Raw genomic sequence first — 24,241 nt, forward strand, 5'->3', positions numbered from 1 at the left:
AAAGGCCGCCCACGCAGAGATCAGGCACCACAAAAATCCCCAATCCCGGCATCCATGCAGGCGAATTCGGGCTGCACGCGGCCCTAATCGGGCCGAGCCAGCGTGCAGAACTGATATGGATAGGCGGCCTGCCCCACATGCGAAGACAGCGTGCGGCAACGGGCCGGATCCAGCGTCAGCCCGTACGCGGCCAGGCGCTGCTGCGCGGCCTCGCGCACGGCGCGGTCTGCGTCGGCAATGTCCAGCGCCCTGCCCCTGGCAACAGTGAGCACGCAGCGACCCGGCTGCGATGCATCCAGCTCGGCACGCAGGCCGCGCGCGATCAACCAGCGCAGGCGCGTGCATTGTGGCTGCACGCTCCATCCCAGCTGCTGCGCCCAGCGATTCATCCGGTCGATCCGCAGCTGCTGCTTGTCGCGCGCCGCGCCCAGCATGGCGTAGAGCTGCGGCCGCTCGGCAATCAGCGTGCGCACGCGCTGCCGGTACTGGTCGGTCTCGGCGATATTCGTCGCTACACCGATATAGCGCGCCTGCCGCGGAAGCAGCGGCACCCGCCAGGATTGCGGCTCGTCGCCGACCAGCAACACGGTAGAAGCAGCAGGTTCATCCATCACCGGCTGCTGCACCTGGAAGCTGTCGCGGGCCCAGGCTTCGTGCCCCCAATCCTTCCACCCGACCACCGCGACCAGGGCGCACAGCCCGATCAACCAGGCCGCCTTGCGATCGGCGCGTACGGCGAATACGTGCCGGCACACGATCCAGAGCACCAACGGCGCAAGCAGCTCCAGCACCACCAGGTAGCGATGGATACTGAAAATGGCCTGCCACAGCGTATAGGCGACGCCGAAGAACACCAGCAGGACCAGGGCCGAACGATCCAGCCCGGCTTGCCGCACCGGTCGGCGCAGCAACCGGCGCCCTGCAGCGACCAACGCCACCGCATACAGCACGGCCCAACCCGCCTGCACCAGACCGAGATCGCCAATGCGTTGCGGCTTGAAGGTAAACAGCAGCGGCCAGATCAGCTGCTCGCCCAGGCTGCGCGGCAACCAACGTACATCGGCGATCGAGACCGGCTGCGCCAGCGGCGATTTGAAGACGCCGTTGAACTGCGGAAACAACGGATTGCCCAGGTGCTGCCAGACCTGCCAATACCAGGGCCCGGCGATCAGCAGCAACACCAGCGCCGCAACGCCGGACAGCACACCCAAACCCAGCACACGCGAGCGCATCCGCCCACCATCGCACAGGACCGCCGGCACCAGGGCCAGCGCGTAGAGCGCATTGGTGAGCTTGAGCGACACGGCCAGACCGAGCAGTGCGCCGGCGATGGCCCATCGCGGCACGGCGTGCGCACCCTGCCGCGCCCGTGCTTGCGTCGACAGGACCAGCGCCAACGCTGCCAGCAGCGGGATCGCGCTGGCGGTATCGCCCATGGTGCCGCCAAGTTCGGACAGAAACACCGCGCTGCACATGCCGGCCACTGCAAGCAGCGGCGCCCACTGGGCGCGCCGCGACTGCCCGGCCAGTACCCGCCATGCCACTGCCGCCAACGGAACGACTACCGCCGCGTGCAAGGCACCCAGCAGCAGCCCGGCCACCGGCCCGGGAAGCTGCAGCATCAGCCAGGCATGCACGCCATCGAGCAATGGGCTGAAGTAACTCTGCATCTGCGCCGGCGCCAGATCCACGCCCAGCCGATCGTGCGTCCAGGCATCGCCGATATAGAGGTGGTAATTGCGCAGGTCCCAGTTGGCGTCCTGCCCCAGAGCAAGCGACAGCAGCGCCCCCAGCAACACCACCACACCCACCGTCGCGGCGATCTGGCGTGGCGAATGAAAGCCGAAATGGCGATCGGCCCAGTGCACTAGCCGCTGTCGCCGGCCGACCGACGCCGAGGTCGCGATGGATGCCATCAGCGCGCAGCTCCGCGCGCGCGCGACGCGACAACAGTGGCGACGCCCGGCTCGGCCAGATACGCCAGATGCTTGGCCTCGACGCGCCCGCGCGTGACCGTATCCAGGATCAACCCGCACGCCGGCAGCAGGAAACCCAGCAGCATCAGCGCCACGCACAGGATCGCGGTGGGAAACCGCGGCACCAGCCCGGTCTGGAAGTAGGTTTCGAACAACGGAATCGCCAGCACGATCGACAACGTGGCGCTAAGCACAAAGCCGATGGAGAAGAACAACAACGGCCGCTCGGCCTTGAACAGCTTGGCGATGGTGGTGAGGATGCGCCAGCCGTCGCGCCAGGTGTTCAACTTGCTTTGCGAGCCTTCCGGGCGCACGCCGTAGGCGGTTTCGACCTCGGCCACCGGCATGCGCAACTGCAATGCGTGCACGGCCAGTTCGGTTTCGGTTTCGAATCCGTGCGCATGCGCAGCGAAGGATTTGACGTAGCGCCGGGAGAACACGCGATAGCCGGACAGCATGTCGTCGAAACTGCGACCGAACAGCAGCCCCGCGCAACGCGTCAGCAACACGTTGCCGACGCGATGACCGGGCCGGTACGCGGCCTGCTGCTGATCGCGGCGCGCCCCGACCACCATGTCCAGCCGCTCGTCGATCAGCTTGCGCACCAGCACCGGTGCGGCAGCCGCATCGTACGTCGCATCGCCATCGACCAGCACATAGATGTCGGCCTCCACATCCGCAAAGCCCCGCCGCACCACGTTGCCCTTGCCCTGCAAGGCCACGCGACTCACCTGCGCGCCCGCCGCCGCCGCGACTGTCGCGGTGGCATCGCTGGAATTGTTGTCCAGCACATGGATCGCCGCGCCCGGCAAGGCCGCGGCAAACGCGCCGACCACCGCGGCGACCGTCGCCGCCTCGTTATGGCAGGGCACCAGCACGGCGATTCGGATCCCGGGCACAGGCACGGGAGGAACAACAGTCATGGCATCGGTCATTGCGTGATCTAGGGTGTGGAAACGGTGATGGGCTGTTCCCACCAGTCCTCGACGCTGCCGTCGTGGCCGTGCAGGCGCAGTCCCAGCCAGTGCGTGCCCGGCGACAGCGCATGCGTGTCGAAGGTGGCGCTGAAACCGACATTGGGATGCTGCGGGTCGGTGGAGATCTTCCAGTACGGGCGCACATCCAGCAGCGTGCCGTACTCGGCCTGCGCAACCGGACGCCCGTCCAGCAGCAGCTCCACATTCGACAGGCCGACGCCGTCCTTGAACGCCCAGCCACGCACCTGCACCTGCCCGGACACCTGCACGTCCGGCAGCGGCGTATCGATCCAGGCCATCGCCGGCGCGATGCATGGCCCAGGCCGGCGTTGCGCCGGCAACGCGAACAGCAGGAAGCGCTGGTAGCCGTGATCGGTGGACACCACGCTGGGCGGCGGCAGCGGCCCGACCATGTCGCAGATGGCGTGATAGCGCTTCAGCAGGTCGCGATAACGCTGATCGCTGGGCGAGAGCACCAGCAGCCGCGGCCCATTGCGCGTGCCATCGCTGAGCAGCCCCCACTGCTGCAGCTGCGCGCTGCGCCCGTGCTTGTCGTTCAACTCCGCACGCAGTACCTCGACATTGGCATCGTGCAACTGGAAGCCCAGCTCGGCACCGACCTTGAAATTTTCCGCCAGCACGCGCGTGCCCGGCGGCATTTGCGCCAGCCGGGCCTTGACCGCACGCGCCAGATCCTGCCATCCGGCAAAGTTGCGCGGATAGTATTTTTCACCGGCCGCATGCGCGCGAACCGACGGCACCGACACCGCCAGGTAATAGCCATACGCCCCCAGGGTGCCGAGCAGCGCGATCACCCACACCGCGCGACGCAGCGCATGCGGCCAACGCATCAGGATCACCGGCACCGCGACCAGCAAGGCCAGGTAGCCCGGCAGCGGCCAGTGGAAACTGATCCGCTCGGCATCGCTGAAGAAGCCGAGCACGAAGATCGCCACCGTCGAAATCCCGCCCAGCAGGCCGAAATAACGCCATTGCGCCCGCGAACCGCCACCGGCACGCGTGCCGGCCAGGCCGACCTTGAGCATCGCCCAGGCCAGCGGCGGGGTCACCAGCACCGCCTGTATCAGCAGGAACCACAGCCCGGTGACCTGGAAACGCCACGGATGCCGGTCGACCAGCTGGAAACGCAGCCCGGCCTCGTCGTGCTCGGTGTTCCAGAACAGCAGCGGCAGCCAGCTCACCGCACCCAGCGTCAGCGCCATCCAGATGCGCGGGTCGCGCATGACCACGCGCCCCTGCGGGATGCACAGCAGCGCGATGCAGCCCACCCCGATCACCCCGGCAAAACGGTAGTGACTGAGCGCACCGATCACCAGGCCGATGGCGAGCTCGAGCGCACTGGTGGCATCGACCTCGCGCAGCAGCCGCGCGCCGGCATCCATGCACAGCACCGCCGCCAGCGCCATTGGCACATCCGGCACCGCCAGGATGCCCAGCGTGGCCGACAGCGGCATCAGCAAGGTCAGGCTGCCGGCCTGCCAGCCCAGCGTGGAGCCGAACCAGCGCGTGGCGATATGCGCGATCAACCACGGAATCAGCGCGGCGATGGCCAGAAACGGCAGCCGCAGGGCCAGCAGGTGATGCCCGCCCAGTTCCACGCCCAGCCGCGCCAGCCAGGCGGTCATGCCCGGCAGATCCGAATACGCGGCGGCCAGATGCTGGCCTTCCTGCCAGTAGAACGCCTCGTCGACGAACAGCGGCAGCCGCGCGGCGATCAACAGCTTGACGGCCGTCGCCAGTGTCCACAGGATCACGAAGGTGCGATGTGCGCGTTGGTCCCCTTGCATTGCCCTGTGCACTCTTCTTCCACCTACGGAATTGTGATGTCGATACCGCTGCGTTCCACGGAAATGCTAACCGATGCGCTGCGCCAATCGCTGCGGCGTGCACAAGACCAGGTCAATTCGCTGCTGCTGGGCAAGGCGCAGGAAGTGCGCCTGGCGTTCGTGGCACTGCTGTCCGGCGGACATCTGCTGATCGAAGACCTGCCCGGCCTGGGCAAGACCACCCTCGCCCACGCCATGGCCTCCAGCCTGGGGCTGGGCTTCCAGCGCGTGCAGTTCACCTCCGACCTGCTGCCGGCAGACGTGCTGGGCGTGTCGGTGTACGACGCCGCCTCGCGCCAGTTCCAGTTCCATCCGGGCCCGGTGTTCACCAACGTGCTGCTGGCCGACGAGATCAATCGCGCCCCGCCACGCACGCAAAGCTCGCTGCTGGAGGCCATGGCCGAACAGCAGGTCACCCTCGATGGCGTCACCCATGCATTGCCGGAGCCGTTCTTCGTGATCGCCACGCAGAATCCGGTGGACCTGTCCGGCACCTTCCCGCTGCCGGATTCGCAACTGGATCGCTTCCTGCTGCGGCTCAGCCTGGGCTATCCCAGCGCCGATGCCGAGCGTGCGCTGCTGTCGGGCGTGGACCGGCGCGAACTGATCGCCCAGGCGGCGCCGCAACTCAGCGACACCGACGTGGTGGCGCTGCGTACGGTGGTGGGACAGATCCATACCAGCGACGCGCTGATCGGCTATGTGCAGGCCTTGCTGCTGCGCAGCCGCCAGCATGCCGGGGTGCGCGTGGGGCTGTCGCCGCGTGCCGGCATCGCGCTGCTGCGTGCGGCCAAGGCCTATGCGCTGCTGCTCGGGCGCGAGCACGTGCTGCCGGAAGACGTGCAGGCGCTGTTCGTGGCCGTGGCCGGCCACCGGCTGGTGCCGGAAGCCGAATCCTCGTCCGGGCCGGCGCTGGCCAAGGCGCTGCTGCACAGCGTGCCGGTGGACTGATCCCGGTGCGTGCGCACGTGCGCGGCATCGGCCGCCGCCTCAGCCTGCTGGCGCGTCCGCGCGGCGCGGAGGCCTTGCCGATCGTGCTGGACCGGCGGCGCATCTACGTGCTGCCGACGCGCTTCGGGCTGTTCGTCACCGCCTTGCTGCTGGCGATGCTGCTGGGCGCATTGAACTACAACAACAACCCGGCCCTGCTGCTGGCCCTGTTGCTGGCCACCGCCGGGATTGCCAGCAGCATCATGGCGCACCTGCAGCTGTCGGCGCTGCGCATCGAGGCGGTGTCGGCCGAACCGGTGGTCGCCGGCGAGCCATTGCGCATGCGGGTGTCGCTGGCACGTCGCGACACCCGCGCACGGCGCGGGCTGCGCCTGGATCATCGGGACAGCAGCGGCTACTGCGCGTTGCTGGCGCACGACATGGCCGAGGTCGACCTGTCGGTGCCCACCGAGCGGCGCGGCTGGCAGGACCTCGAACGCATCCGCCTGTCCAGCACCCAGCCACTGGGGCTGGTGCGCGCCTGGTCGTGGGTCTGGCCGGAAACGCCGCTGCTGGCCTATCCCAGGCCCGAGGAACAGGGCCCGGCATTGCCCGAGGGCGCCGGTTCGCCCAACCAGACCCGCCTGCACCCACAAGGCGAGGAATTGCACCAGCTGCGCCCGTATCGCGCCGGCGACGCGCCACGTACGATCTCCTGGAAGCACTCGGCGCGTCGCGACAGCCTGCTGGTGCGCGAGTACGAGCAACCCCTGGGCATCGAAGTCACGCTGGACTGGCGCACGCTCAACGCGCTGCCGTACGAGCGCCGCATTGCGCGGCTGGCGCGCTGGGTCAACCTGGCCGAGCGCGACGGCCGGCGCTACCGGCTACTGCTGCCCGGCCAGCCAGCGCTGGGGCCTGGGCACGGTCCGGCGCACCATCACCTGTGTCTGCGCGCCCTGGCCCTGCTTCCCCATGACTGAGCCGTCCGTCCCGATCACCCAGGCCAGCCGCGGCTGGGTACTGGTCACCAGCTGGCTGGCACTGGCGCCGCTGCTGCTGCAGTTGCCGGGACTGCTCGCCGGCACCATTGCCGTGGCCGCCGTGATGGTCGGCGTGCTGAGCTGGCGCAACACCGTGATGGCACCGGTACGGCTATTGCTGGTGGTGGCGATGCTGGGCGCGGTGTATTGGCAGATCGGCATGCGCTTCGGCCGCGACACCGGCTGCGCGGTGCTGGCGTCGATGCTGGCGATCAAGGCCTCCGAGCTGCGCACCTTGCGCGATGCGCGCAGCCTGCTCGGCTTTGCGTTGTTCGCCCCGTTTGCGGCGTTTCTGCTCGACCAGGGGCCGGCGACGATGGGGCTGGCGCTGCTGGCGGTGATGAGCGCGCTGCTGAGCATGCAGCGGCTGGCCGACGAGGAACACCGCACCGCCACGCCTGCGCTGCGGATGCAGTTGCGCGGCATCGGCAAGCTGGTCGCCATCGGCGTGCCGCTGGCGCTGGCCACGTTCTGGCTGCTGCCGCGCCTGAGCTCCCCGCTGTGGGGCGTGCCCGAGCGCGCGCTGTCGCGGCCCGGCCTGTCGGACAGCATGGCGCCGGGTGAATGGATCGACCTGATGGCCGACGACAGCCCGGCGCTGCGTGTGCAGTTCACCGGCACGGCGCCACCGCCGCAACAACGCTACTGGCGCGGGCCGGTGATGTGGGACTTCGACGGCCGGACCTGGCAGCGCGCACGCTGGACCGGCCGCGGCCAACCCGCCACGGTCACCGCCGGGCCGCGGAGCTACCGCTATCGCCTGGATTACGAGCCCACCGACCGTCGCCAGCTGGTGTCGCTGGACCTGCCCACGCAAGCAGTGGCCAATGCCGATCTGTCGCCCGACTACGAACTGTTCGCCCAGCGGCCCTTGAGTGCACTGACCCGCTGGGAGCTGCAGTCGGCGCCACCGGCCCGCTTCGACGCCGACCTGCCCGACCAGTTGCGCAAGCGCGCACTCGCGCTGCCGCCCGGTTTCAATCCACGCACGCTCACGCTGGCACGGCAATGGCGCAGCGAGGCCGGCAGCAACGACGATGCCGTGGTGCAGCGCGCGCTGCAGTGGATCACCCGCGAGTTCGCCTACACCCTGGACACCCCGCTGCTCGGCCGCAACAGCGTGGATGAATTCCTGTTCCAGCAGAAGGCCGGTTTCTGCGAGCACTTCAGCTCTTCGTTCGTGGTGCTGATGCGCGCGGCCGGCATCCCGGCGCGCGTGGTCACCGGCTATGCCGGCGGCGCCTACAACGGCTTCGGCAATTACTGGGTGGTGCGGCGCATGGATGCGCATGCCTGGGCCGAGGTCTGGCTGGCCGGGCGCGGCTGGGTGCGGGTGGACCCCACCGCCGCGGTGGCACCGGAACGCATCTACGACACGCTGGAAGACCGCGTGCAGGTCGGCGGCGGCAACAATTTCGCCCAGCTCGGCATGTGGGCCAGCCTCGGCCAGGTCAGCGACCTGCTGCGCCGCGGCTGGAACGACCTGGTGCTGTCCTTCGATGCCGAGCGCCAGCAGCGGCTGTTGCAGCCGTTCGGCATCGATCGCCTGGACACCTCGCAACTGGCCGCCATCTTCGGCATCTTCGCGGCCAGCGCACTTGCCTGGATGGGCTGGCTGCTGGCGCGCGGCGAGCGTGAGCGCGACCCGCTGCTGCGCGCCTGGCATCGCCTGGGCCGCCGCTACGGCAAGCTCGGCCTGGCCCGCGAACCGCACGAACCGGCCCTCGCCTGGGCGCAGCGTGTCACCCGTTCACACCCGGATCCGGCATTGTTGGCACTCAGCCAACGTTTCGCTGCCGCGCGCTACGCTGGCGCTGATTCGGACAGCGCCTCACTCCTCAAAGATCTGCAGCAGCATCGCCCGCGAACCGGAGCTTCCTCATGAGTACCCGCTTTCTCCTTCCCATTGTCGCCGTGCTCGGGCTCGCCGCCTGCGCCACCGCGCCCAAGCCGCTGCAGGGGCAGTTCCCCACGGTCAGCCCGAGCGATTCCACCGCCAGCGCCCAGGTCGGCACCTCGGTGCGCTGGGGCGGCAAGATCATTCAGACCACGCCGAGCCAGGGCCAGACCTGCTTCGAGCTGATCTCGCGCCCGCTCAATGCCAGCGGCCGTCCGGACCGTAACGCCGTGGACGCCAGCGATGGCCGCTTCCTGGCCTGCCGCTCGGGCTTCTACGACCCGGCCGTGTTCGAGCCGGGCCGCGAAGTGACCTTCATCGGCAAGATCGAAGGCTACGAAACCACCAAGATCGGCGAGTACGACTACAAGCTGCCCAAGGTCAATGCCGACGTGGTCTACCTGTGGCCGGTCGTGCGCGAAGTGGACGTGGTGCCGGCCTACCCGTACGGCCCGTGGGGCGACCCGTGGGGTCCGCGCTGGGGCGGTGGCTGGGGCTGGGGCCGCGGCTGGTGGTGACCGGCTGCTGAGTCAGTGACACGCAAAGACGCCGCTCCCAGGGAGCGGCGCCTTTGTATGCGACCGCTGCACGAACAGGCGCTGACGTGCCCGCACGCGCAATGAGGTCAGGGCGTGCCGAAACGTCCCAGCGGCGCGCCGGCCAGCAGATGCAGGTGGATATGGAACACGGTCTGGCCGGCATGCTCGCGACAGTTCATCACGATGCGATAGCCGTCCTGCGCCAGTCCCTGCGCGCGGGCGTACGACGCTGCGGCAAGTGCGAGCTTGCCCACCAGCAACGCCTGCTCGGGCGGCACATCGTCCAGCGTGGGAATGGCGTGCTGCTTGGGAATGAACAGCACATGCACCGGCGCCTGCGGTGCGATGTCCTGAAAGCCCAGCACCTCGTCGTCTTCATAGACGATGCTGGCCGGGATTTCGCGACGAATGATCTTGCCGAAGATGGTGTCGGACATGGGAGGGGATTGGGGATTGGTCAGTGGGGATTGGCAAGAGCTTACCGCGCATGCCTCCGCTTTTCGCTCTTACCAATCCCCAATCCCGACTCCCCAATCACGGCGCTCAAAGCACCTCACTGCGGGTACCAAAGGCATGCGACAAGGTGCCGCGATCCACGTACTCCAGCTCGCCGCCCAGCGGCATGCCCTGCGCGAGCCGGCTCGGGCGCACCGCATGCTGGCGGGCCAGCTGCGCCAGGTAATGCGCGGTCGCCTCGCCTTCCACGGTGGCATTGGTGGCGATGATCATTTCGGTGACTTCACCGGCGGCCAGACGCTCGCCGAGCCGGTCCAGCCCCAGCTCGCGCGGGCCGATGCCGTCCAGCGGCGACAGCCGGCCCTGCAGGATGAAGTACAGCCCGCGGTAGCCGGTGGCGTGTTCGATCGCCAGGCGATCGGCCGGCGATTCCACCACGCACAGCTGCTGCCGGTCGCGACTGCTGCTGGCACAGATCGCGCAGATCTCCGACTCGGTGAAGTCGCGGCATTGCACGCAATGGCCGACCTTCTCCACCGCATTGGCCAACGCGGCAGCCAGACGGCGCCCACCCTCGCGCTCGCGTTCGAGCACGTGGTAGGCCATGCGCTGCGCCGATTTCTGGCCCACACCCGGCAACACCCGGAAGGCCTCGATCAGTTGTTCGAGGAGAGAGGACATTGGATGGCCGGGATTGGGAATTGGAGATTCGGGATTGGCACATGCAGAAGCAAGATCCCGCTTCTAGCCAATCCCGAATCCCGACTCCCGAATCCCCTCGCTCAGAACGGCAACTTCATGCCCGGCGGCAGCTGCATGCCGGCGGTGGCCGAGCCCATGCGGTCCTTGGACTCGGCGTCGATCTTGTTGGAAGCATCGTTGAAGGCGGCGGCGATCAGGTCCTCGGCCATTTCCTGGTCGGAGAGGATGCTCGGGTCGATACGGACCTTGCGGCACTCCTTGGCGCCGGTCAGGGTCACGCTGACCATGCCGCCGCCGGCGGTGCCGGTGACTTCCAGCTTGGCCAGTTCTTCCTGGGCGCGCTGCAGGTTTTCCTGCATCTTCTGCGCCTGCTGCATCAATTGGGCAATGTTCCCACGCATGTGTCGTTACTCGTCGTAAGGGCGGATGGAATCGGGGACGACCCGCGCGCCTTGCTGCTGGATCAGCTGCTGCACATTCGGGTCGTTCATGAAGGCTGTTTCGGCCGCGCTCTGGCGCTCGCCTTTCTGGCGATTGGCCCGCTCGTGCAGGGTCTCGACATCGGCATTGCCGGTTTCGATGACGATGCGTGGCGTGTTTCCCAACTCGGGCGCGAGTGCCTGCGCAAGGTTGGCGATGGAACGTTCGGAATTGAGGTATTCGAAGCCCGGCGCCAGCGCCAGACGCAGCACGCCGTCGCGATGGCCGATGAAGGCGGCATTGGCAGCGAGCTGTCGCGAGGGGCCGTTCAGGCCACTGCGGGTGACCAGCTCCAGCCACTGCTCGGCGTCGGCGATGCGGCCGTCGTCGAGCACGACCGACGAATCGGTTGCCGGCGCCGGTACGGAAGGTACGGCCGCAGATGGCATCGCCACGGGTGCAGCGGGTGCAGGCGCCACGGCGGCGGCTGGAACCGCCACGGCAGCTTCTGGGGCGACCACCGCAGGCAATGCCGCATCGGCTGCTGCGGGCGGCGACATTGCCGCCTCCGGCGCCTGCACGGGCGTCGCCGCAGCGACGGGTGCGGTGTTGGCGCGCACCGGCGCATCGTCCATCGCCCAGGGCGGCGTGTCGTCGTTGCGCGTCGAGGCCGCTGACGCAGATGCATCCGAAGACGCCGTCGGTGCAGGAAGCACGACAACCGGTGCAGGCGCTGCAGCAACCACGGCGGCTGCGGGCGATGGCGTTGCCGGGCGAACCGCTTCTGCCGCGACGGGGGCGGGAGTGACGTCACCCGCGTCGACCTGCCTGGTCACCGCAGCGGACGCAACCGCCGCAGATGGGGCCTGCGATGCGGCAACCTGCCCACCAGCCGGCACCGGACGTACACCGCCACCGGCATTCGCACCGCGCCCGTCGTCAGCGCCGCCAGCCGGCACCGCGGAAGCGGGACGGAACGCCAGCATGCGCAGCACCGCCATCTCGAACCCGGCGCGCGGACTCGGCGCCAGGTACAGATCGCGACGGCCGTTGAGCGCCATCTGGTACCACAGCTGTACCACTTCCGGGCGCAGCTGCGCGGCATAGGCGGTCGGATCGATGCCATCGCCGACAAAGGCCACCGACGGCACCAACTGCTGCACCTGGATGCGGTGCAAGGCCTCGGCCAGCGCCTCCAGCACGCCGCTCCAGTCGGGCGAGAATTCGGCCAGCGCCGCAACCACCTGCATCAGCCGCGCGCCGTCGCCATCGGCCAGCGACTGCAGCATCGCCCCGACCTGGGTGCGATCGACCGTGCCGAGCATGGTGCGCACCACGTCCTCGCGCAGTGCGCCGCCGGCATAGGCGATGGCCTGGTCGAGCAGCGACAGGCCATCGCGCAGCGAGCCGTCGGCGGCCTTGGACAGCTGCACGATCGCCGACGGATCCGATTCGATCTGCTCGGCGGCCAGGATCCGGGTCATCTGGCCCTGGATCTGGTCCTCGTCCAGCCGCTTGAGGTTGAACTGCAGGCAGCGCGACAGCACGGTCACCGGCAGCTTCTGCGGATCGGTGGTGGCCAGCAGGAACTTCACGTGCTCCGGCGGCTCTTCCAGCGTCTTCAGCAGCGCATTGAACGCCGCCTTGGAGAGCATGTGCACTTCGTCGATCAGATAGACCTTGAACTTGCCGCGCGAGGGCATGTACTGCGCGTTCTCGATCACCTCGCGCACATCGTCCACGCCGGTGTTGGACGCGGCGTCGATTTCCAGCAGGTCGATATAGCGGCCGGCGTCGATATCCAGGCAGGCCGGGCACTGGCCGCACGGATCGGCACTGGTGCCGGTCTCGCAGTTCAGCGACTTGGCGAAAATGCGCGCAATCGTGGTCTTGCCCACGCCGCGGGTGCCGGTGAACAAGAACGCGTGGTGCACCCGCCCACTGTCGAGCGCGTTACTGAGCGCGCGGACCACGTGTTCCTGGCCTACGAGTTCGGCAAAACGCTTCGGGCGCCACTTGCGGGCAAGAACGAGATAAGACATCGGGCAACCAGCTTCCTCTGAACCGATATTGTGCCACGGCGCGTCAAGTGGATCGTTCAGCGGCCGTCGTGCCCACCGTCTCCACGACCGGCGGGCCGCCGTGGAGCCGTTGAAGACCGGCCAGGCAGCCACATTGGCAACGCCATCCTGTCCTGACGGATCACTTACCTTGTTAATGGCGCCCGCGACGGCTAGAATCCCGCTCCTGCCGACGACCCGGTCGCACGGCAGGTACGGAGAGGTGTCCGAGTGGTTGAAGGAGCACGCCTGGAAAGTGTGTAAGCGTCTAAACCGCGCTTCGGGGGTTCGAATCCCCCTCTCTCCGCCAGAATACGCAAACCCCTGAGAAATCAGGGGTTTTTTGTTAGCGTAAAAACTGGCTACAGCTGCGCAAGTCGGAACACACGACGCCCATGCGCATTCCTCATCATCTCGTTCGAGCCCCCTCCGGCCTCTGGTCGTATCGACAGCGTGTGCCTGTCGATTTGCAGCCCGTCGTGGGTCGCCAAACCTTCAAACGCACCCTCCACACTTACGACATGCGGGAGGCCCGACTGCGCGCGCTGACCCTTGCTGCCCGGTATGCTCAGGTCTTCACTGTGTTGAGGGACCGACGCATGCAAAGCCAAGACGACGACTTGGACGCGCTTCTGGCGCGCCTGACCGGCACCGAACGCCCACAGGAGTTGACGCTGAATCGGACGCGCTCGGCGGATGGGTCGATCACCGAGCAATGGCAGATCGACAGCCCAGAGGACGTCACGCTTTACCAGCAACTCATGGCGCTCACGGCGCCTCAGCCCAGCGCCTTGGGGGAGCTGATTCATCAGCACGTGCCGCCCCTCCCGACGCCACGGCGGACGACGAAGCCCGCCATCGAATCAATCACGCTCGGGAAGGCCCGAGACGCCTGGCTGAACAGCCTCAAGGGCAGCACCTTGCCCAAGACCTGGACCATCAAGCGGACCGCCATCGAGCTGTTGACCAGCTTCCTGGGCGAGAAGACCAAGCTACACACGATCACCCGCTCAGACCTGGCGCGTTGGTATCAGGACATGCGAGAGAAGGGAGCCTCTACACCCACGCTCACCAACAAGCAGTCCTACATCGGCGGCAAGGGCGGGTTCTTCGAATGGGCCCAAGCCTCCGGCCACTACCCTCGGGGCGACAACCCTGCGTCCGGGCACGTGAGCTACTCCACCAGGGAGAAGCGAGCCAGGCGGAAGTTTGGCTTCAAGGCTTACGACGCCCACCAGGTCCAGGCCTTGTTTGCGCCTGCGGCCTTTGAGCCCCTGCCCCTGTCCGCGCGATGGGCCTCCCTCATTGGTCTGTATACCGGCGCCCGTGCTTCGGAGGTCGGCCAACTCCTGACCGCCGATGTGGTGGAGGACGGCGGTATCCCTTGCATCCAGATTTCAGATGAGGGAGAGCATCAGAAGGTAAAGACGGACGTGAGCTTGAGGACGGTGCCTATCCATCCCGACCTGCTGGCCCTTGGTTTCCTGGACTGGGTCCAGCAGGCGCGAGACCAAGGTCAGGAGCGCTTGTTCCCGGCGGCCAAAGCCGATGCCAAGAACGGCCAGGGGAACTGGATCTCCAAAGCCTTCAGCCGGCACCTGACCGAGGTGGGCAAGAACTGGCCCACGGCCAAGCGCGGCTTCCACTCGCTCCGCAAAACCCTGATCCAAGAGCTGCAGGGCGCGGGCGTGGTGTCCGAGCTCCGGGCTCAGTTAGTCGGCCACGAGTTGGACGACGAGCACCACGTGACCTACAGCCGAGCCTTTACCCCCAAGGAGAAGCTGGACGGACTCCGGGGTGTGTCGCCGGGGCTAGCCGTGCTTGCTTATGGGCTAAATATATCGGCCCTTCGCGCTCTGATGGCCCCGCAGTCCAGCTCCTCAAAGCAACGAAAGGCTGGTTGATGAGCATTGCTCCGCACGAGGCACGTGTGGCCATTCTTCTGGACTGCAATATCGTCAACCCGAAGATCATGGGGCGCACCCTTCTCATGGGCGCATATATCAGCCGCATGGTCGTATAAACTCAGGCCAACTTAGAGACTATCCGAGCTCGAGCTGGCTTCGGGTTCGCAGGACTAAACCAATGGACCGGGACACGACGTTCAAAGATCACCACCTCTGGGAGCTGCAGCGTCGAGACGCCCTGAATAATAGCCTTTCGCTTCCCGTAGGCATCCTAACTGTTGTGGCTGGCGGTGCCCTTACGATGGCAAGGTCGGTAGACATCGAACATCCAGCGTCCAAGCTCGGCCTTTCTATTGCCCTGGCTGTAACGGCAGTGCTGCTGCTCTGCAATCTGTTCTGCCTTGCCAAGTCCCTAGTCCGTTACAAATACTCCCATGCCCCGGACATGCTTGAATGGCTGGGCGACCGTGAGCATTTCGAGCATGAGTATAGGGAGAAGTGGCGGGGGCTTGGCATCACAAAATCAAGAGCCGAACAGGAGGCGCGGCGCGAGTTCTACTACCATCTTGACCAGACCTACGCGAAATCCGCGTCGAATAACTCAATCCAAAATAAGAAGAAGGCCGAGTGGATCGCGCTTGGGCACAGATTCCTTATCGCCAGCGTTGGCTCCCTCATGCTCGCTGGAGTATTTTTCAGCCTTTCCCCAACAAAGCCGGCGGATGACGTCGCACCAAAATCGCTAAAGGACGCTAAGAAAGTGATTACCCCCAGCAAACCTGAGAAGCCCGCCAATAGCCCTGCATCGTTGCCATCTACGACAGCCAAGGACATCAAACGCCCACCAGTCCGAGACCCGATGGTCATCAATGAGAAATTTCCGCAGAAGGATCACGATTTTGGACTTGATGATCTATGAGCAATAAGCCTCCCAGCCAACCGCCGCCGCCGAAGCCAGCACCTCAGCAGCGACCGGCTACGCAGCAGACCCAGATTGTCCGGCCACCAACAAGGGAACCAATCCATGTGTTCGATAGCGTGCCACCAGGGATGAAGAAGGGGCGCCCTTGAAAGGCACCTCTGGGTTCTTTTGAGGGGTAACTTACGGAGCCGAATTCGGCTTACGAGGAAGCCCGAGCCTGGAGACGCGCCGAGCAAAACAAAAGCCCCATTCCACTGCCCAAACGGCATCCAAGATTCTTGGTCGAAGCCATGACCCTGCTGACCACGCAACGGGAGGAGGCCGGCGGCTGGTTGGTATCGCGAACAAACCGGAGCTCACCGACCCGGCTGAACTGCTTCCCTTGCTCTGCCTAAGTTGCGTGCCTGCCCCCCTGCGCTAAAGACGAGAAGCCAGGTCGAATTCGCAACACCTCTAGTCGTCAAATGACATAGCAGCTATCGAATTTTTGCCCGTATTCAATTTTGTGAAGCAAGGCTCGAAGCGAGCTCTTGCGCAAATGGCGATTCTTGGTTGGATAAGGACTTCCCCACACGCAGGAGTTTTCATGACCACCCATCCCCAACAACTCGAAATTGCCGGCCACTTGCTCGCCGGGCTGATGAGTCAAACGCTCTCTGACGAGCCGCTGGTGCGCCAACGGAATGTTTGCAATGCCTGGGCGTCCGCCGGCGAACTGATTGTCTACAGCCAGAAGAAGCCGCCAGGTGGGAGCGCCGCCGCCCAATCCTTGGAGCATGCCCCTCCCCAGCCATCCCAGGCCGTGCGCACGCGGGAGGCCGTCATCGTTCGGGAGCTCCCATCGATAGACGAATGGCGCGTAGGCCGGACGCCCAAAGACACACAGCTGGATCCAGTGCGCAATAAAAAGCGCCCGACACTGCACTGATTCGCAAGGCGCAGCAAAGATTGAGCCCCGCATTGCGGGGCTTTTTGGTTTCAGTGGAAGCGCGGCGGTTTGGGAACGTAGACAGGCACAGGAGGTGCGTCGACGGCAGGGCTTGGACGGGTCCTATCCGGCTTGGGCGCCATGTCGAGCTGGAGGGGATAGCGCTGGAGCATGTCCCGGCTCCAGGCCTCGAGGTGCGCCGCGCTGGCCGACGCCTCTCTCTCGCAGAGGGCTTGTTCCTCCGGGGTCACCCTGGCCCTTGCATCGGCCAGCTCTGTGGCTCGGGCTTCGAGGGTGCCGAGTCGGCGCCCGCGCCGCTGCTTCCATTCCCCCTGCATCCACGACGGACCGGGCTCGGGATTGTTCGCAACGAAGTCGCTCCATGAGTTCTCGGCCATGTGGTGCAGCTTCTCCGCTCGACGCACGGCCAATAGCCGCCGGGCGAATTTCATGGTCGCTGCCTTGAAGCGCCGCAACCGCCGCAGTAGCTCGTTGAGGTCCGGGCGTAGCCGGGCCTCCTCAGCGAAGGCAGTCACGCGTTGCCTGATCCACTGCAACAGGCGCTGGGTTGCTTGGAGCGTTTGAGCCAAGCGGGGATCCGCTTGAACAGCCACTCCCCATTCGTCGCTGGCCTCCTCCGCGAGCTCGGAGACCGAACGTGGCTCGCGCGACGGCTTGGCCTCCTCCGCCTCCATCAGTCCTAGCCCACGGGCAATCGTCGCCATGCTGCGGGACACCTCGATGTGCCCTGTCCCAGGCCCGAGCGGCAAGGACAGCACATCAGAAGGTCGGCGAGCCTCGCGCTCGGCCTGAGCCTGGCTGTGACCGTCGGGCACCGGCATGGCGCGCCCCTCCTGCTCGAACGCAGCAACCAGCTTCATAAACGTCGTCTCGTTGGTCTTTGCGATGAGCTGGTTGGCCTCGAACCGCTCCGAAGGCTGGCCGCGCCGGGCCAGGGCGGTGCCGTTCTTGCCGACGTGCTTGGTGGGCTCGCGGGACAGGATGGCAGCCGCGGCCAGGTCGCCACGCGCCAGGGCGTCGCTTGCCTGTGCTTCCAAACTGCGGTGGTCCACCCGAATCTCAAGCGCTGCCTTTTCGAGATGGGCGTTGATGGTGGAGGCGATGAGTTCGCGCACCCACTGCACCTCGACACGTCCCGATGGCCCGCCGTCCAGTTCCTTGGTTTTGTCCGTAAGACCGTCCGGCCCCATGCGCCGCGTCGTTGCCAGGACATGGACATGCCAGTTCAAGCCGTCCTTGCTGCCGGGGCTGTGGATGCTGGCCTGAGCCGCGAAGCCGTAGCGATCGACCAAGGCGCGGGTGACTTCCACGGCCAGCTCGGAGCGCTGGAGGTCATCGAGTTCGTGCGGCAACGCGAACTCGAACTCCCGTGCGACCGTCGAATCTTTGCGACGCTCTGCCGCCTCCGCCGCCGGCCAGAGCTCAGCGGGGACCAGGGCCCAATCGGGCGCGTCCTCGGGAGCGATGCAGTGCGTTTCGACCACGCCGTCGCGACGGCGGTAGTCGTGGCGCATGCCGGTGAGCGCGTCCTCCAGCAGCAGGCCGGCACGATAGGCGGCCGCTGCGATGGACGAATGTCCTTTGGCGCGACTAAACGTCTTGACGTTGGCGTGGTAGATGGCCATGAGGCGGCGACTCCGAAGCAGTGGGGTTGCTTGGTTTATGCCTCGGCTTTGGATTTTCGCAAGCGCCCTCGGCGCTTGGGGTTCAAGGGGCGAAGACCCTTGCGCACGTGTCACCATGTGACACCTAGGTGCGCTCTTGCTTCTTTCTTTCAAGTCTTGTCTTTCAGATCTTTTAGATTTTCGCACCGGGAAAAATTCGAGACCGACCGAAACTTGACGCAAGCCATTTTCCTGCTTGACTCATTTCTACGAGACAGGAGAAAAGCATGACCACCACCCATCACTATCAAGGCCAAATTCAACGTGCGACGGAACGACTGGCTCAGCTTCAAGCGAAGCGGCTTTTAGTTAACCAAAGGCAAGAATCGAAGAAGAAGGAAGCTGAAATGCGCGAACAAGCCAAGCGACGCGTTCGAATCGCAGAGCTCGTGTTCCTTGTAGGGGCTGAATCGCTGGATGACTCCGAAATAACAGCCGCTCTGCGCAGCCACATGAGCAGGCGTGCGATGACATCTACAATCACGACGGGGAATGCTGATCACCCCATAAACCCGCACATCTAAAGGATATCGTCATCGTCTATATCTTCATCATCACTAACCCATTGATTGAAGCGACCGTCTTCTGAGCGCGGTAGAGGATTCGCCGTTGGTGCCTTAATCAGCGTCGCCATCTGCAAGCTGCCACCGAAGGCCAAGGCATTTTGTCGGGCGAGACCAGCAATTCGTCGAACTTCCCGCTTGTCCGCCCATTCACTCGCAGACTGGATGGCAGAAAGGTCCTTCTCCGAAGACAGCCGGAAAGACACCCACGTATTGCACTGGGAAAGAACGGTCGGAGATATTTCCGACGGTCGTTGGGTGCTAAGCCAGAGCGCCAGTCCGAACTTCCGCCCTTCCTTGGCAAGACGCTCATAAGCCAGAGCATTGTTTACGGCCTCATCGCCTATCCCCATCTGCCGCAGATAGTGGTGCGCCTCCTCCAATACCAACAGCGTTTCCCGCTTGTTCTCCTGTCCGCGCCTGAAGAGCTCAAACGCGTAAAGCTCCAAGACGGCTCCTAGGACAAATGGCGTCAGGTCGTGCGATACGCGACGGAGGTCAACGATGTGCACACGCCAATCCACTTCGTCGCCGCCGAACAATCGTTCGACAACTGCACTGGCCTCGTTGTGCCAGCTAAGCGGGCCACCACAGCCTGCCCCACCATCTACCTTGACCACATCCTTGAACATGTCATCGTCAACAAAGCGAGCGATACGCGTGATAAGCGGAGCGATGTTGCCGTAGTTCCACGCGTTGCGCTCCGGGCCCCTGTTGCTTGGAGCAATGGCGTGGCTGTCAGCAATCAGGGGGCCGAGCGCTTGCATGGGAGGCCATGAGGCAGCTAAGGGCGGCGTTCCGGCACGCAGGTCACCGATGATCGCCTGTGCCTGGACTACGCGGTCGCTCCGACAGTCATCGAACAGCGAAGCTTGCGTATCTGCCGCCAGGCCCGCACCCCCACCAGTAGGGAACCACCTGACCTTATTCAAATGATCCAAGGCAAACGTCAACGCGGGCCGCTGGGTCTTGTCGCTGGGCAACAGTAAGCGTTGCAGGCCCAAGCGACCTAACGCGTAATAAGGGATACGGTAGCTATTCGGATCTGACCCGCCAATGCGGGTGACTTTGATGGCTCCCGGCGGATAGTTGGCAGCAGGGAAAGCGTCTTCGTATTCGCCATTGATATCGAAGATGACCACCCGCGCCTTGGGCATCTTGGCGACCTGCTGGAGCACCGCAGCCGTAAAGCAGCTCTTGCCTTGCCCTGAACTGCCAAGCACCGCGACATGCCTGGAAACCAAACTCTCCAGGTCCACCATCAGACGGCCGCCCCCCCGGAGGTCATCCCCCAAGTGAATGTCTGCCGGCGAGGCTACAGAGCTACGCAGGATCGAAGACAGCTCTTCGTCAGTGAGCGGATAGGCCTCAGCGCCTAGCGAAGGCGAGGAAAGCGAGTCCGACACGAAAGCCAGCTTTCCCATGTCACGCCGCAGCCGACCCACCACCAAACCGGTGAGATGACGCAATGGCTCGGAAGCAACCGATGTTCCCGAGAGCCCAAACCGATGAACCTCTTTGGGCTCAGCAAACGACAAGGACTGAACTTTCATCACCAATAGTCGGCCGCCGGATTCAATCCCGAGAAGACTTCCCACTTCAGTGACAACCGAGACCCCGTGCGCATGGGCTGCCAACTGGCCGCGATGGACATCCATGAGGTTCAGCGTGATGTCCACGCCGTCGATTTGGACAACGTAGCCGATGGCCTGCCGGCTCCTCATAGCTCATCGTCCTCCACGTCGGGCTTCTCGGGCATCAACTTTCTACGCAACTCCGCCAGTTCCTGGTCATAGATAGTGGGGTCAGGAAGGTCGGCCGCCAAAGCACTGGTGAAGGCCCTGCTGCCGCCACCCACGATAGTCAAGCGCGGGGTTTGCAGGGCGAGCAATCTCCGCACGGTTAGCGGGAGGTCTGAATCAGCTGGGTCACCCTTGAACTCAGGCAAGTAGACGACCACTTGGAGCGTGGGGTTGAGCAAGGCGGAACGAATGAGCCGATTGATGTGCTCGTCGCCGAATCCATAGCCACTGATGATGAGAGCCGTCTGCGGGCGAGCCATAAACTCCGCGAATCGTCGCAGAAGTTCGCCCATGACATAACCCACGGTCTGGAGATATTTCGCGGCACGTGGCAGGACCAAGTAACTCAACGTGTCATCGACGCGTTCCAAAAATTTGTAGATGTCGCGCCAAGCCTCGGAGGCCGATACCTCATACAAACTGTGGTCAACTTCCTTCCAGGTCAATGACCCGTGGAGCTTGGCCAAGTAGATGTTGTAAACGCCGAAACGGGCCTCTCCCTTGGCTTGGGCATTGCGGAACCCGAGGTCGAAGCTTTGGGGCGAGAAGCGGCGGCTATGCACACCTAAGAAGCCGTTGATGACTTGAAGGTCTACCGATTCCGCTGCCCACTCGATGGCCAAGTCATAGTTGGTCGTGAAGACCCATGGCGCCGGCTGGCCAGGCTGGCGCGCGGCGACTAGCTTCTGAAGAATCGAGCGATGGGCTCCCAACTCATTGGCCAAGTCGGCACCCAGAGGCGATTTCCACCAATCTTCCTTTAGCTTCGCAGCGCTTACGACAGCTCTAAAAAGCGCTGCTCTCGTCTTTTCAGCCTGCGTAAGTTCAGGACTTGACTGTCTTCTCCACTCAAGGATGGCAATCTCAAGCTTATCCAGAAGGACTTCGAAGTTTGGCAGGCTTGTGACTGGGACCGCATTGGACAGTGCGGGTGGATCTGGAGTAACTCCAGGTGGCAGGGGCGGAGGTGGCAGGGGCAGCAACCTCCTTTCGTCGTCATTGATGAACTTCTGGGACAGAAGCCAATCAGCCTCGGCCTTATTGCCGAGCAAAAAGCTGGTCCACAGCATCCTCATCGTCTGACCACCGGCAGAGCATGAGGCTCCGGCTCCGAGCAATAAACCGACGTTTTCTAACCTCAACAGAGAAGCGAGATAAGCCTGAAGTTCTATCTCGTCAGTGATCTGCTTCCCGCCGCGATACGCAACTATGCTCATGCCGCCCCCTGTTCGTTGAGTCTTCGCCAACCGACAACTTCAATCGAAATTCTTGCATATCGTTCCATCCAGCTTTCCCGCTAAATCGTCATGCGCGGTCCTTGCTCCTGCTGCGTTGTCTGCTGTTGGGTCTGCTCCATCTGCTGCTGACGCACTTGGTCTTGCTTGATGACCTCGGCCTGCTGAAGGTTCTGCTGGGCCGGCTGCTGGGAGGCATCGCGTCCATCGACATGGGCATGGAAGATTGGCGCGACTCCCATCCCATGCGGGGCGTAGACCGCGAAGACGTTGTGGGCCCCGTCCTTCCCCAGCCCCCCAGTGACCTGGTCCACACGCTTCAGCAAGGGGTCTTCGGTCTGCTGCTTGTAGAGCGACGCCGACACGTTGCGGCTCTCCTCGTCGTTCCAGTTCCCAGTTCCTTTGACCCAGTCACGGATGCGGGCATAAGTCTGATGGTCGGGATGAGCGGCGTTGTCGGCCAAAATCTGCTGCGGCTGGATATCATTTTCTGCCTTCAACTCAGGCCGATTGCTATTACCTGCGCCTAACTGCTGCACCTCCACTGGACGCACTTGTCCCTGGGAGGTGTCTGCAAATCCGAACGTCTTGCCCACCCCACCCAGGTCAACACCCGCATCTTCGGCTTGCTGAGCACTCACCCCCAGCTCCTGCAGGTTGTAGCCCAACTTAGGCATCGGCTGCGCCGTGACATTCGCACGATCCTTCCAGATGTCTGCGCCAGCACCGATGGCGTAAGCCGTATAGTAGGCCTGATAGGCCGAGGTGCCCTTGTGGCCCAAGGTGCTTCCACCCTTGTCAAAATGACATTCCGCTACCGCCTCCACGGCGGGACTCTCTATACGGCCCTGCGTGCGCTGCAACCCATGCTCATCCAGCCGGACGCCGGGCTCCAACTGATCGTTGGTGACGCAGGCAGTCGTGGGGTCCAGCCGACGAAGCAGAACTTTCTGGTTGACTTCGCCGGTGGTCGTGATCACCCGGCTCGCCACAGAGTTCATGCTCATCAACTCTGCCAGACCCTCGTCCCGGCGAGCCGAGGCAAGATATTCCTTGGCTAGAGGAGTGACATCCACCACCGGCTCACCGTATTGGGCTCCCTCTCTAAGGGCTTGATCGATGCCGTAGGCAAGCTTGTATCGCGATTGCTCAGCCGACTTGGCCATCAGTGCGTGCCCGGTCTCATGCCCCAACACACCCGTCAGCAAATCCACGCGATCCGATTGCTTGGTCCTCTGGAATACATCCGCACTGACGTTGACCGTGCCCGTGCTCGCGTCGTAGTGCCCGCCCTCGTTCGGCCGGTTTGACACCGACAGGTGACGCAAACTGCCGCTCTCGATGGCCTGGGCCATCGCAGACGCAAGATATGGAGAGGTTTCGACAGCCTCGCGAAAGTCCCGAGCAGCCGAAGGCGGCAACCCGGATTGCTTCTCTACTTCATTGAGCAGCTGCTCGACACGTGGATCAACCATCGATTGGCTCCAACTCGAAGGTCACTCTCAAAACACAGTGGGGATCGTTGCGGTTGTCTGTCTTGACGGCGATGTAGACCCCAAGGTTCTGGCCGGCCTGCTTGTCGAACATGATCCGATGGTCGTCACCAAAACCTGGCTTGGTCATCCGAAAGCCCGCCGACAGCAATGGGGCTTGCACCGCGTCCATGGTGAGTTCGCATGAGCCAGGCGGGTTGACCGATACTTCTATCAAGTGTCCAGGGTGCTTGGCGTAAGGCTTCCAGACTGCCAACTCATAGCCACCCTGCCCTAATGCGCCCTTGACCCCATAGCGTCGCCCCTTGCCATCAGGAGGCAACTTCAATCCCATGGCCTGCTCAACAGCTCCTGGAGCCGTGTCGGCTTGGGAGCGAAGAGCCTGCGCCAACTGAGCCAGCGCGTTGGTCAGCGTGGGGGCGGTCAACGCGGGACCCGCCTGCAACTCGGGGTAGTCGTCTCCCTCGACAAGCCGAGGCGTGACCTTTGCCGCCGCGTCCGCCGCGATATCGGATGCCGCAGCAGCTTTGTTCTGCTCGGCCTCAATCGCGGCCTGGCTTGGGGGTGTTGGCACAGTGGTCTCCTGGGGCAAGGCCGAAGGTTGAGCGCACGCCACCAGTCCCGAAGTCAAAACCCCTGCGGCCAATGTCATGGCCAAGGCAAAGGAGAGGGGGCGTCCGTTGCGACTGAAGTCCATAAGCCAGCTCATACGAAGAGTTGGGAGGCTCAGTCTATCCGCACAGTGGCCCAGCAAGTCAAACGTAAGACTTGTCGGGCACACCCTATGGTTGTGTGACATATCTCCCGGTATAGCGAGTCACTCGTGGGCCACATTCCAATCGCTGGGTAGCACTGAATA

The 24,241-nt window shown here is 64.4% G+C and carries 20 protein-coding genes and 1 tRNA gene; 9 read left to right on the forward strand and 12 right to left on the reverse strand.

Annotated elements, in window-relative coordinates; genetic code table 11:
* Window positions 1-83: 83 nt before the first annotated feature.
* From C0541_RS09910 to C0541_RS09920, 3 genes are read right to left on the reverse strand one after another with little or no spacing between them, the layout of a single operon-like run.
* A complete protein-coding gene (locus tag C0541_RS09910) occupies window positions 84-1,916 on the reverse strand; it encodes a hypothetical protein (RefSeq protein WP_115047980.1) in 1,833 nt (610 codons plus the stop codon).
* On the reverse strand, window positions 1,916-2,911 hold the full coding sequence (locus tag C0541_RS09915; RefSeq protein WP_161959991.1) for a glycosyltransferase family 2 protein: 996 nt from the start codon (window positions 2,909-2,911) through the stop codon (window positions 1,916-1,918). The genes C0541_RS09910 and C0541_RS09915 overlap by 1 nt, the downstream gene beginning before the upstream one ends.
* An 8-nt stretch (window positions 2,912-2,919) precedes the next feature.
* Window positions 2,920-4,761: a glycosyltransferase family 39 protein gene (locus C0541_RS09920; RefSeq protein WP_161959992.1), complete on the reverse strand. Its 1,842-nt coding sequence runs from the start codon at window positions 4,759-4,761 to the stop codon at window positions 2,920-2,922.
* Between the two features lie 36 nt (window positions 4,762-4,797).
* Between C0541_RS09920 and C0541_RS09925 the strand changes: the two genes are divergently transcribed.
* The 4 genes from C0541_RS09925 to C0541_RS09940 are packed head-to-tail and all read left to right on the forward strand — an operon-like array spanning window position 4,798 to window position 9,188.
* Window positions 4,798-5,751, forward strand: coding sequence for an AAA family ATPase (locus C0541_RS09925; protein WP_115047984.1), 954 nt, complete (start codon window positions 4,798-4,800; stop codon window positions 5,749-5,751).
* Between the two features lie 5 nt (window positions 5,752-5,756).
* Window positions 5,757-6,713: a DUF58 domain-containing protein gene (locus tag C0541_RS09930; RefSeq protein WP_115047986.1), complete on the forward strand. Its 957-nt coding sequence runs from the start codon at window positions 5,757-5,759 to the stop codon at window positions 6,711-6,713.
* Window positions 6,706-8,658: a transglutaminaseTgpA domain-containing protein gene (locus C0541_RS09935; RefSeq protein ID WP_115047988.1), complete on the forward strand. Its 1,953-nt coding sequence runs from the start codon at window positions 6,706-6,708 to the stop codon at window positions 8,656-8,658. Before C0541_RS09930 ends, C0541_RS09935 begins: the two co-directional genes overlap by 8 nt.
* Window positions 8,655-9,188 carry a Slp family lipoprotein gene (locus C0541_RS09940; RefSeq protein WP_115047990.1) on the forward strand — a complete coding sequence of 178 codons (534 nt, stop codon included), beginning with the start codon at window positions 8,655-8,657 and terminating at the stop codon, window positions 9,186-9,188. Before C0541_RS09935 ends, C0541_RS09940 begins: the two co-directional genes overlap by 4 nt.
* Window positions 9,189-9,295: 107 nt before the next feature.
* Here the strand turns inward: C0541_RS09940 and C0541_RS09945 are convergent, their stop codons facing one another.
* From C0541_RS09945 to dnaX, 4 genes are all read right to left on the reverse strand, one after another.
* On the reverse strand, window positions 9,296-9,646 hold the full coding sequence (locus C0541_RS09945) for a histidine triad nucleotide-binding protein (RefSeq protein ID WP_115047992.1): 351 nt from the start codon (window positions 9,644-9,646) through the stop codon (window positions 9,296-9,298).
* A 106-nt stretch (window positions 9,647-9,752) separates the two neighbouring features.
* Complete coding sequence (gene recR / locus C0541_RS09950) at window positions 9,753-10,346, reverse strand: recombination mediator RecR (protein ID WP_047130396.1); 594 nt, start codon at window positions 10,344-10,346, stop codon at window positions 9,753-9,755.
* Window positions 10,347-10,447: 101 nt separating this feature from the next.
* Window positions 10,448-10,768, reverse strand: coding sequence for a YbaB/EbfC family nucleoid-associated protein (locus tag C0541_RS09955; RefSeq protein ID WP_005913896.1), 321 nt, complete (start codon window positions 10,766-10,768; stop codon window positions 10,448-10,450).
* 6 nt (window positions 10,769-10,774) lie between these two features.
* A complete protein-coding gene (dnaX, locus tag C0541_RS09960) occupies window positions 10,775-12,829 on the reverse strand; it encodes a DNA polymerase III subunit gamma/tau (protein ID WP_115047994.1) in 2,055 nt (684 codons plus the stop codon).
* A 235-nt stretch (window positions 12,830-13,064) separates the two neighbouring features.
* Here dnaX and C0541_RS09965 point away from each other — a divergent pair.
* The 4 genes from C0541_RS09965 to C0541_RS09980 all read left to right on the forward strand — a co-directional run bounded on the left by C0541_RS09965 (window position 13,065) and on the right by C0541_RS09980 (window position 16,604).
* A tRNA-Ser gene (locus C0541_RS09965) sits at window positions 13,065-13,157 on the forward strand.
* Between the two features lie 85 nt (window positions 13,158-13,242).
* Window positions 13,243-14,751 carry a site-specific integrase gene (locus C0541_RS20885; RefSeq protein ID WP_161959993.1) on the forward strand — a complete coding sequence of 503 codons (1,509 nt, stop codon included), beginning with the start codon at window positions 13,243-13,245 and terminating at the stop codon, window positions 14,749-14,751.
* 181 nt (window positions 14,752-14,932) lie between these two features.
* Window positions 14,933-15,673, forward strand: coding sequence for a hypothetical protein (locus C0541_RS09975; protein WP_065466149.1), 741 nt, complete (start codon window positions 14,933-14,935; stop codon window positions 15,671-15,673).
* 589 nt (window positions 15,674-16,262) lie between these two features.
* Window positions 16,263-16,604, forward strand: coding sequence for a hypothetical protein (locus C0541_RS09980; protein ID WP_115047996.1), 342 nt, complete (start codon window positions 16,263-16,265; stop codon window positions 16,602-16,604).
* A 50-nt stretch (window positions 16,605-16,654) separates the two neighbouring features.
* Here the strand turns inward: C0541_RS09980 and C0541_RS09985 are convergent, their stop codons facing one another.
* A complete protein-coding gene (locus tag C0541_RS09985; RefSeq protein ID WP_115047998.1) occupies window positions 16,655-18,250 on the reverse strand; it encodes a MobA/MobL family protein in 1,596 nt (531 codons plus the stop codon).
* Window positions 18,251-18,516: 266 nt separating this feature from the next.
* On the opposite strand from C0541_RS09985, the gene C0541_RS09990 reads away from it, so the two are divergent.
* Window positions 18,517-18,813 (forward strand): hypothetical protein, encoded by a 297-nt coding sequence (locus C0541_RS09990; protein WP_115048000.1) that lies wholly within the window; start codon window positions 18,517-18,519, stop codon window positions 18,811-18,813.
* Here C0541_RS09990 and herA read toward each other — a convergent pair.
* From herA to C0541_RS10010, 4 genes are all read right to left on the reverse strand, one after another.
* Window positions 18,810-20,576, reverse strand: a complete 1,767-nt coding sequence (herA, locus tag C0541_RS09995) for an anti-phage-associated helicase HerA (RefSeq protein ID WP_104605737.1) — start codon at window positions 20,574-20,576, stop codon at window positions 18,810-18,812. The two genes, C0541_RS09990 and herA, sit on opposite strands and share 4 nt — an antisense overlap.
* A complete protein-coding gene (locus C0541_RS10000) occupies window positions 20,573-21,871 on the reverse strand; it encodes an SIR2 family anti-phage-associated protein (RefSeq protein ID WP_115048002.1) in 1,299 nt (432 codons plus the stop codon). The genes herA and C0541_RS10000 overlap by 4 nt, the downstream gene beginning before the upstream one ends.
* A gap of 80 nt (window positions 21,872-21,951) precedes the next feature.
* The gene (locus tag C0541_RS21680) at window positions 21,952-23,364 is read right to left on the reverse strand and encodes an XVIPCD domain-containing protein (protein ID WP_115048004.1); all 1,413 of its coding nucleotides are present in this window, start codon (window positions 23,362-23,364) and stop codon (window positions 21,952-21,954) included.
* A complete protein-coding gene (locus C0541_RS10010; protein WP_115048203.1) occupies window positions 23,357-24,079 on the reverse strand; it encodes a hypothetical protein in 723 nt (240 codons plus the stop codon). The genes C0541_RS21680 and C0541_RS10010 overlap by 8 nt, the downstream gene beginning before the upstream one ends.
* Window positions 24,080-24,241 lie beyond the last annotated feature (162 nt).

The sequence above is a fragment of the Xanthomonas arboricola genome (assembly GCF_003353015.1).
Taxonomy (GTDB): Bacteria; Pseudomonadota; Gammaproteobacteria; order Xanthomonadales; family Xanthomonadaceae; genus Xanthomonas; species Xanthomonas arboricola_E.

Coding starts and splice junctions, on each gene's coding strand:
- C0541_RS09980 (WP_115047996.1), top strand. CDS start 16,263: ATGACCACCCATCCCCAACAACTCGAAATTGCCGGCCACTTGCTCGCC.
- C0541_RS10010 (WP_115048203.1), bottom strand. CDS start 24,079: ATGGACTTCAGTCGCAACGGACGCCCCCTCTCCTTTGCCTTGGCCATG.
- C0541_RS09955 (WP_005913896.1), bottom strand. CDS start 10,768: ATGCGTGGGAACATTGCCCAATTGATGCAGCAGGCGCAGAAGATGCAG.
- C0541_RS09935 (WP_115047988.1), top strand. CDS start 6,706: ATGACTGAGCCGTCCGTCCCGATCACCCAGGCCAGCCGCGGCTGGGTA.
- C0541_RS09915 (WP_161959991.1), bottom strand. CDS start 2,911: ATGACCGATGCCATGACTGTTGTTCCTCCCGTGCCTGTGCCCGGGATC.
- C0541_RS09990 (WP_115048000.1), top strand. CDS start 18,517: ATGACCACCACCCATCACTATCAAGGCCAAATTCAACGTGCGACGGAA.
- herA (WP_104605737.1), bottom strand. CDS start 20,576: ATGAGGAGCCGGCAGGCCATCGGCTACGTTGTCCAAATCGACGGCGTG.
- C0541_RS09985 (WP_115047998.1), bottom strand. CDS start 18,250: ATGGCCATCTACCACGCCAACGTCAAGACGTTTAGTCGCGCCAAAGGA.
- C0541_RS09910 (WP_115047980.1), bottom strand. CDS start 1,916: ATGGCATCCATCGCGACCTCGGCGTCGGTCGGCCGGCGACAGCGGCTA.
- C0541_RS09940 (WP_115047990.1), top strand. CDS start 8,655: ATGAGTACCCGCTTTCTCCTTCCCATTGTCGCCGTGCTCGGGCTCGCC.
- C0541_RS09920 (WP_161959992.1), bottom strand. CDS start 4,761: ATGCAAGGGGACCAACGCGCACATCGCACCTTCGTGATCCTGTGGACA.
- C0541_RS09975 (WP_065466149.1), top strand. CDS start 14,933: ATGGACCGGGACACGACGTTCAAAGATCACCACCTCTGGGAGCTGCAG.
- C0541_RS20885 (WP_161959993.1), top strand. CDS start 13,243: ATGCGCATTCCTCATCATCTCGTTCGAGCCCCCTCCGGCCTCTGGTCG.
- C0541_RS10000 (WP_115048002.1), bottom strand. CDS start 21,871: ATGAGCATAGTTGCGTATCGCGGCGGGAAGCAGATCACTGACGAGATA.
- C0541_RS09945 (WP_115047992.1), bottom strand. CDS start 9,646: ATGTCCGACACCATCTTCGGCAAGATCATTCGTCGCGAAATCCCGGCC.
- dnaX (WP_115047994.1), bottom strand. CDS start 12,829: ATGTCTTATCTCGTTCTTGCCCGCAAGTGGCGCCCGAAGCGTTTTGCC.
- recR (WP_047130396.1), bottom strand. CDS start 10,346: ATGTCCTCTCTCCTCGAACAACTGATCGAGGCCTTCCGGGTGTTGCCG.
- C0541_RS09925 (WP_115047984.1), top strand. CDS start 4,798: ATGTCGATACCGCTGCGTTCCACGGAAATGCTAACCGATGCGCTGCGC.
- C0541_RS21680 (WP_115048004.1), bottom strand. CDS start 23,364: ATGGTTGATCCACGTGTCGAGCAGCTGCTCAATGAAGTAGAGAAGCAA.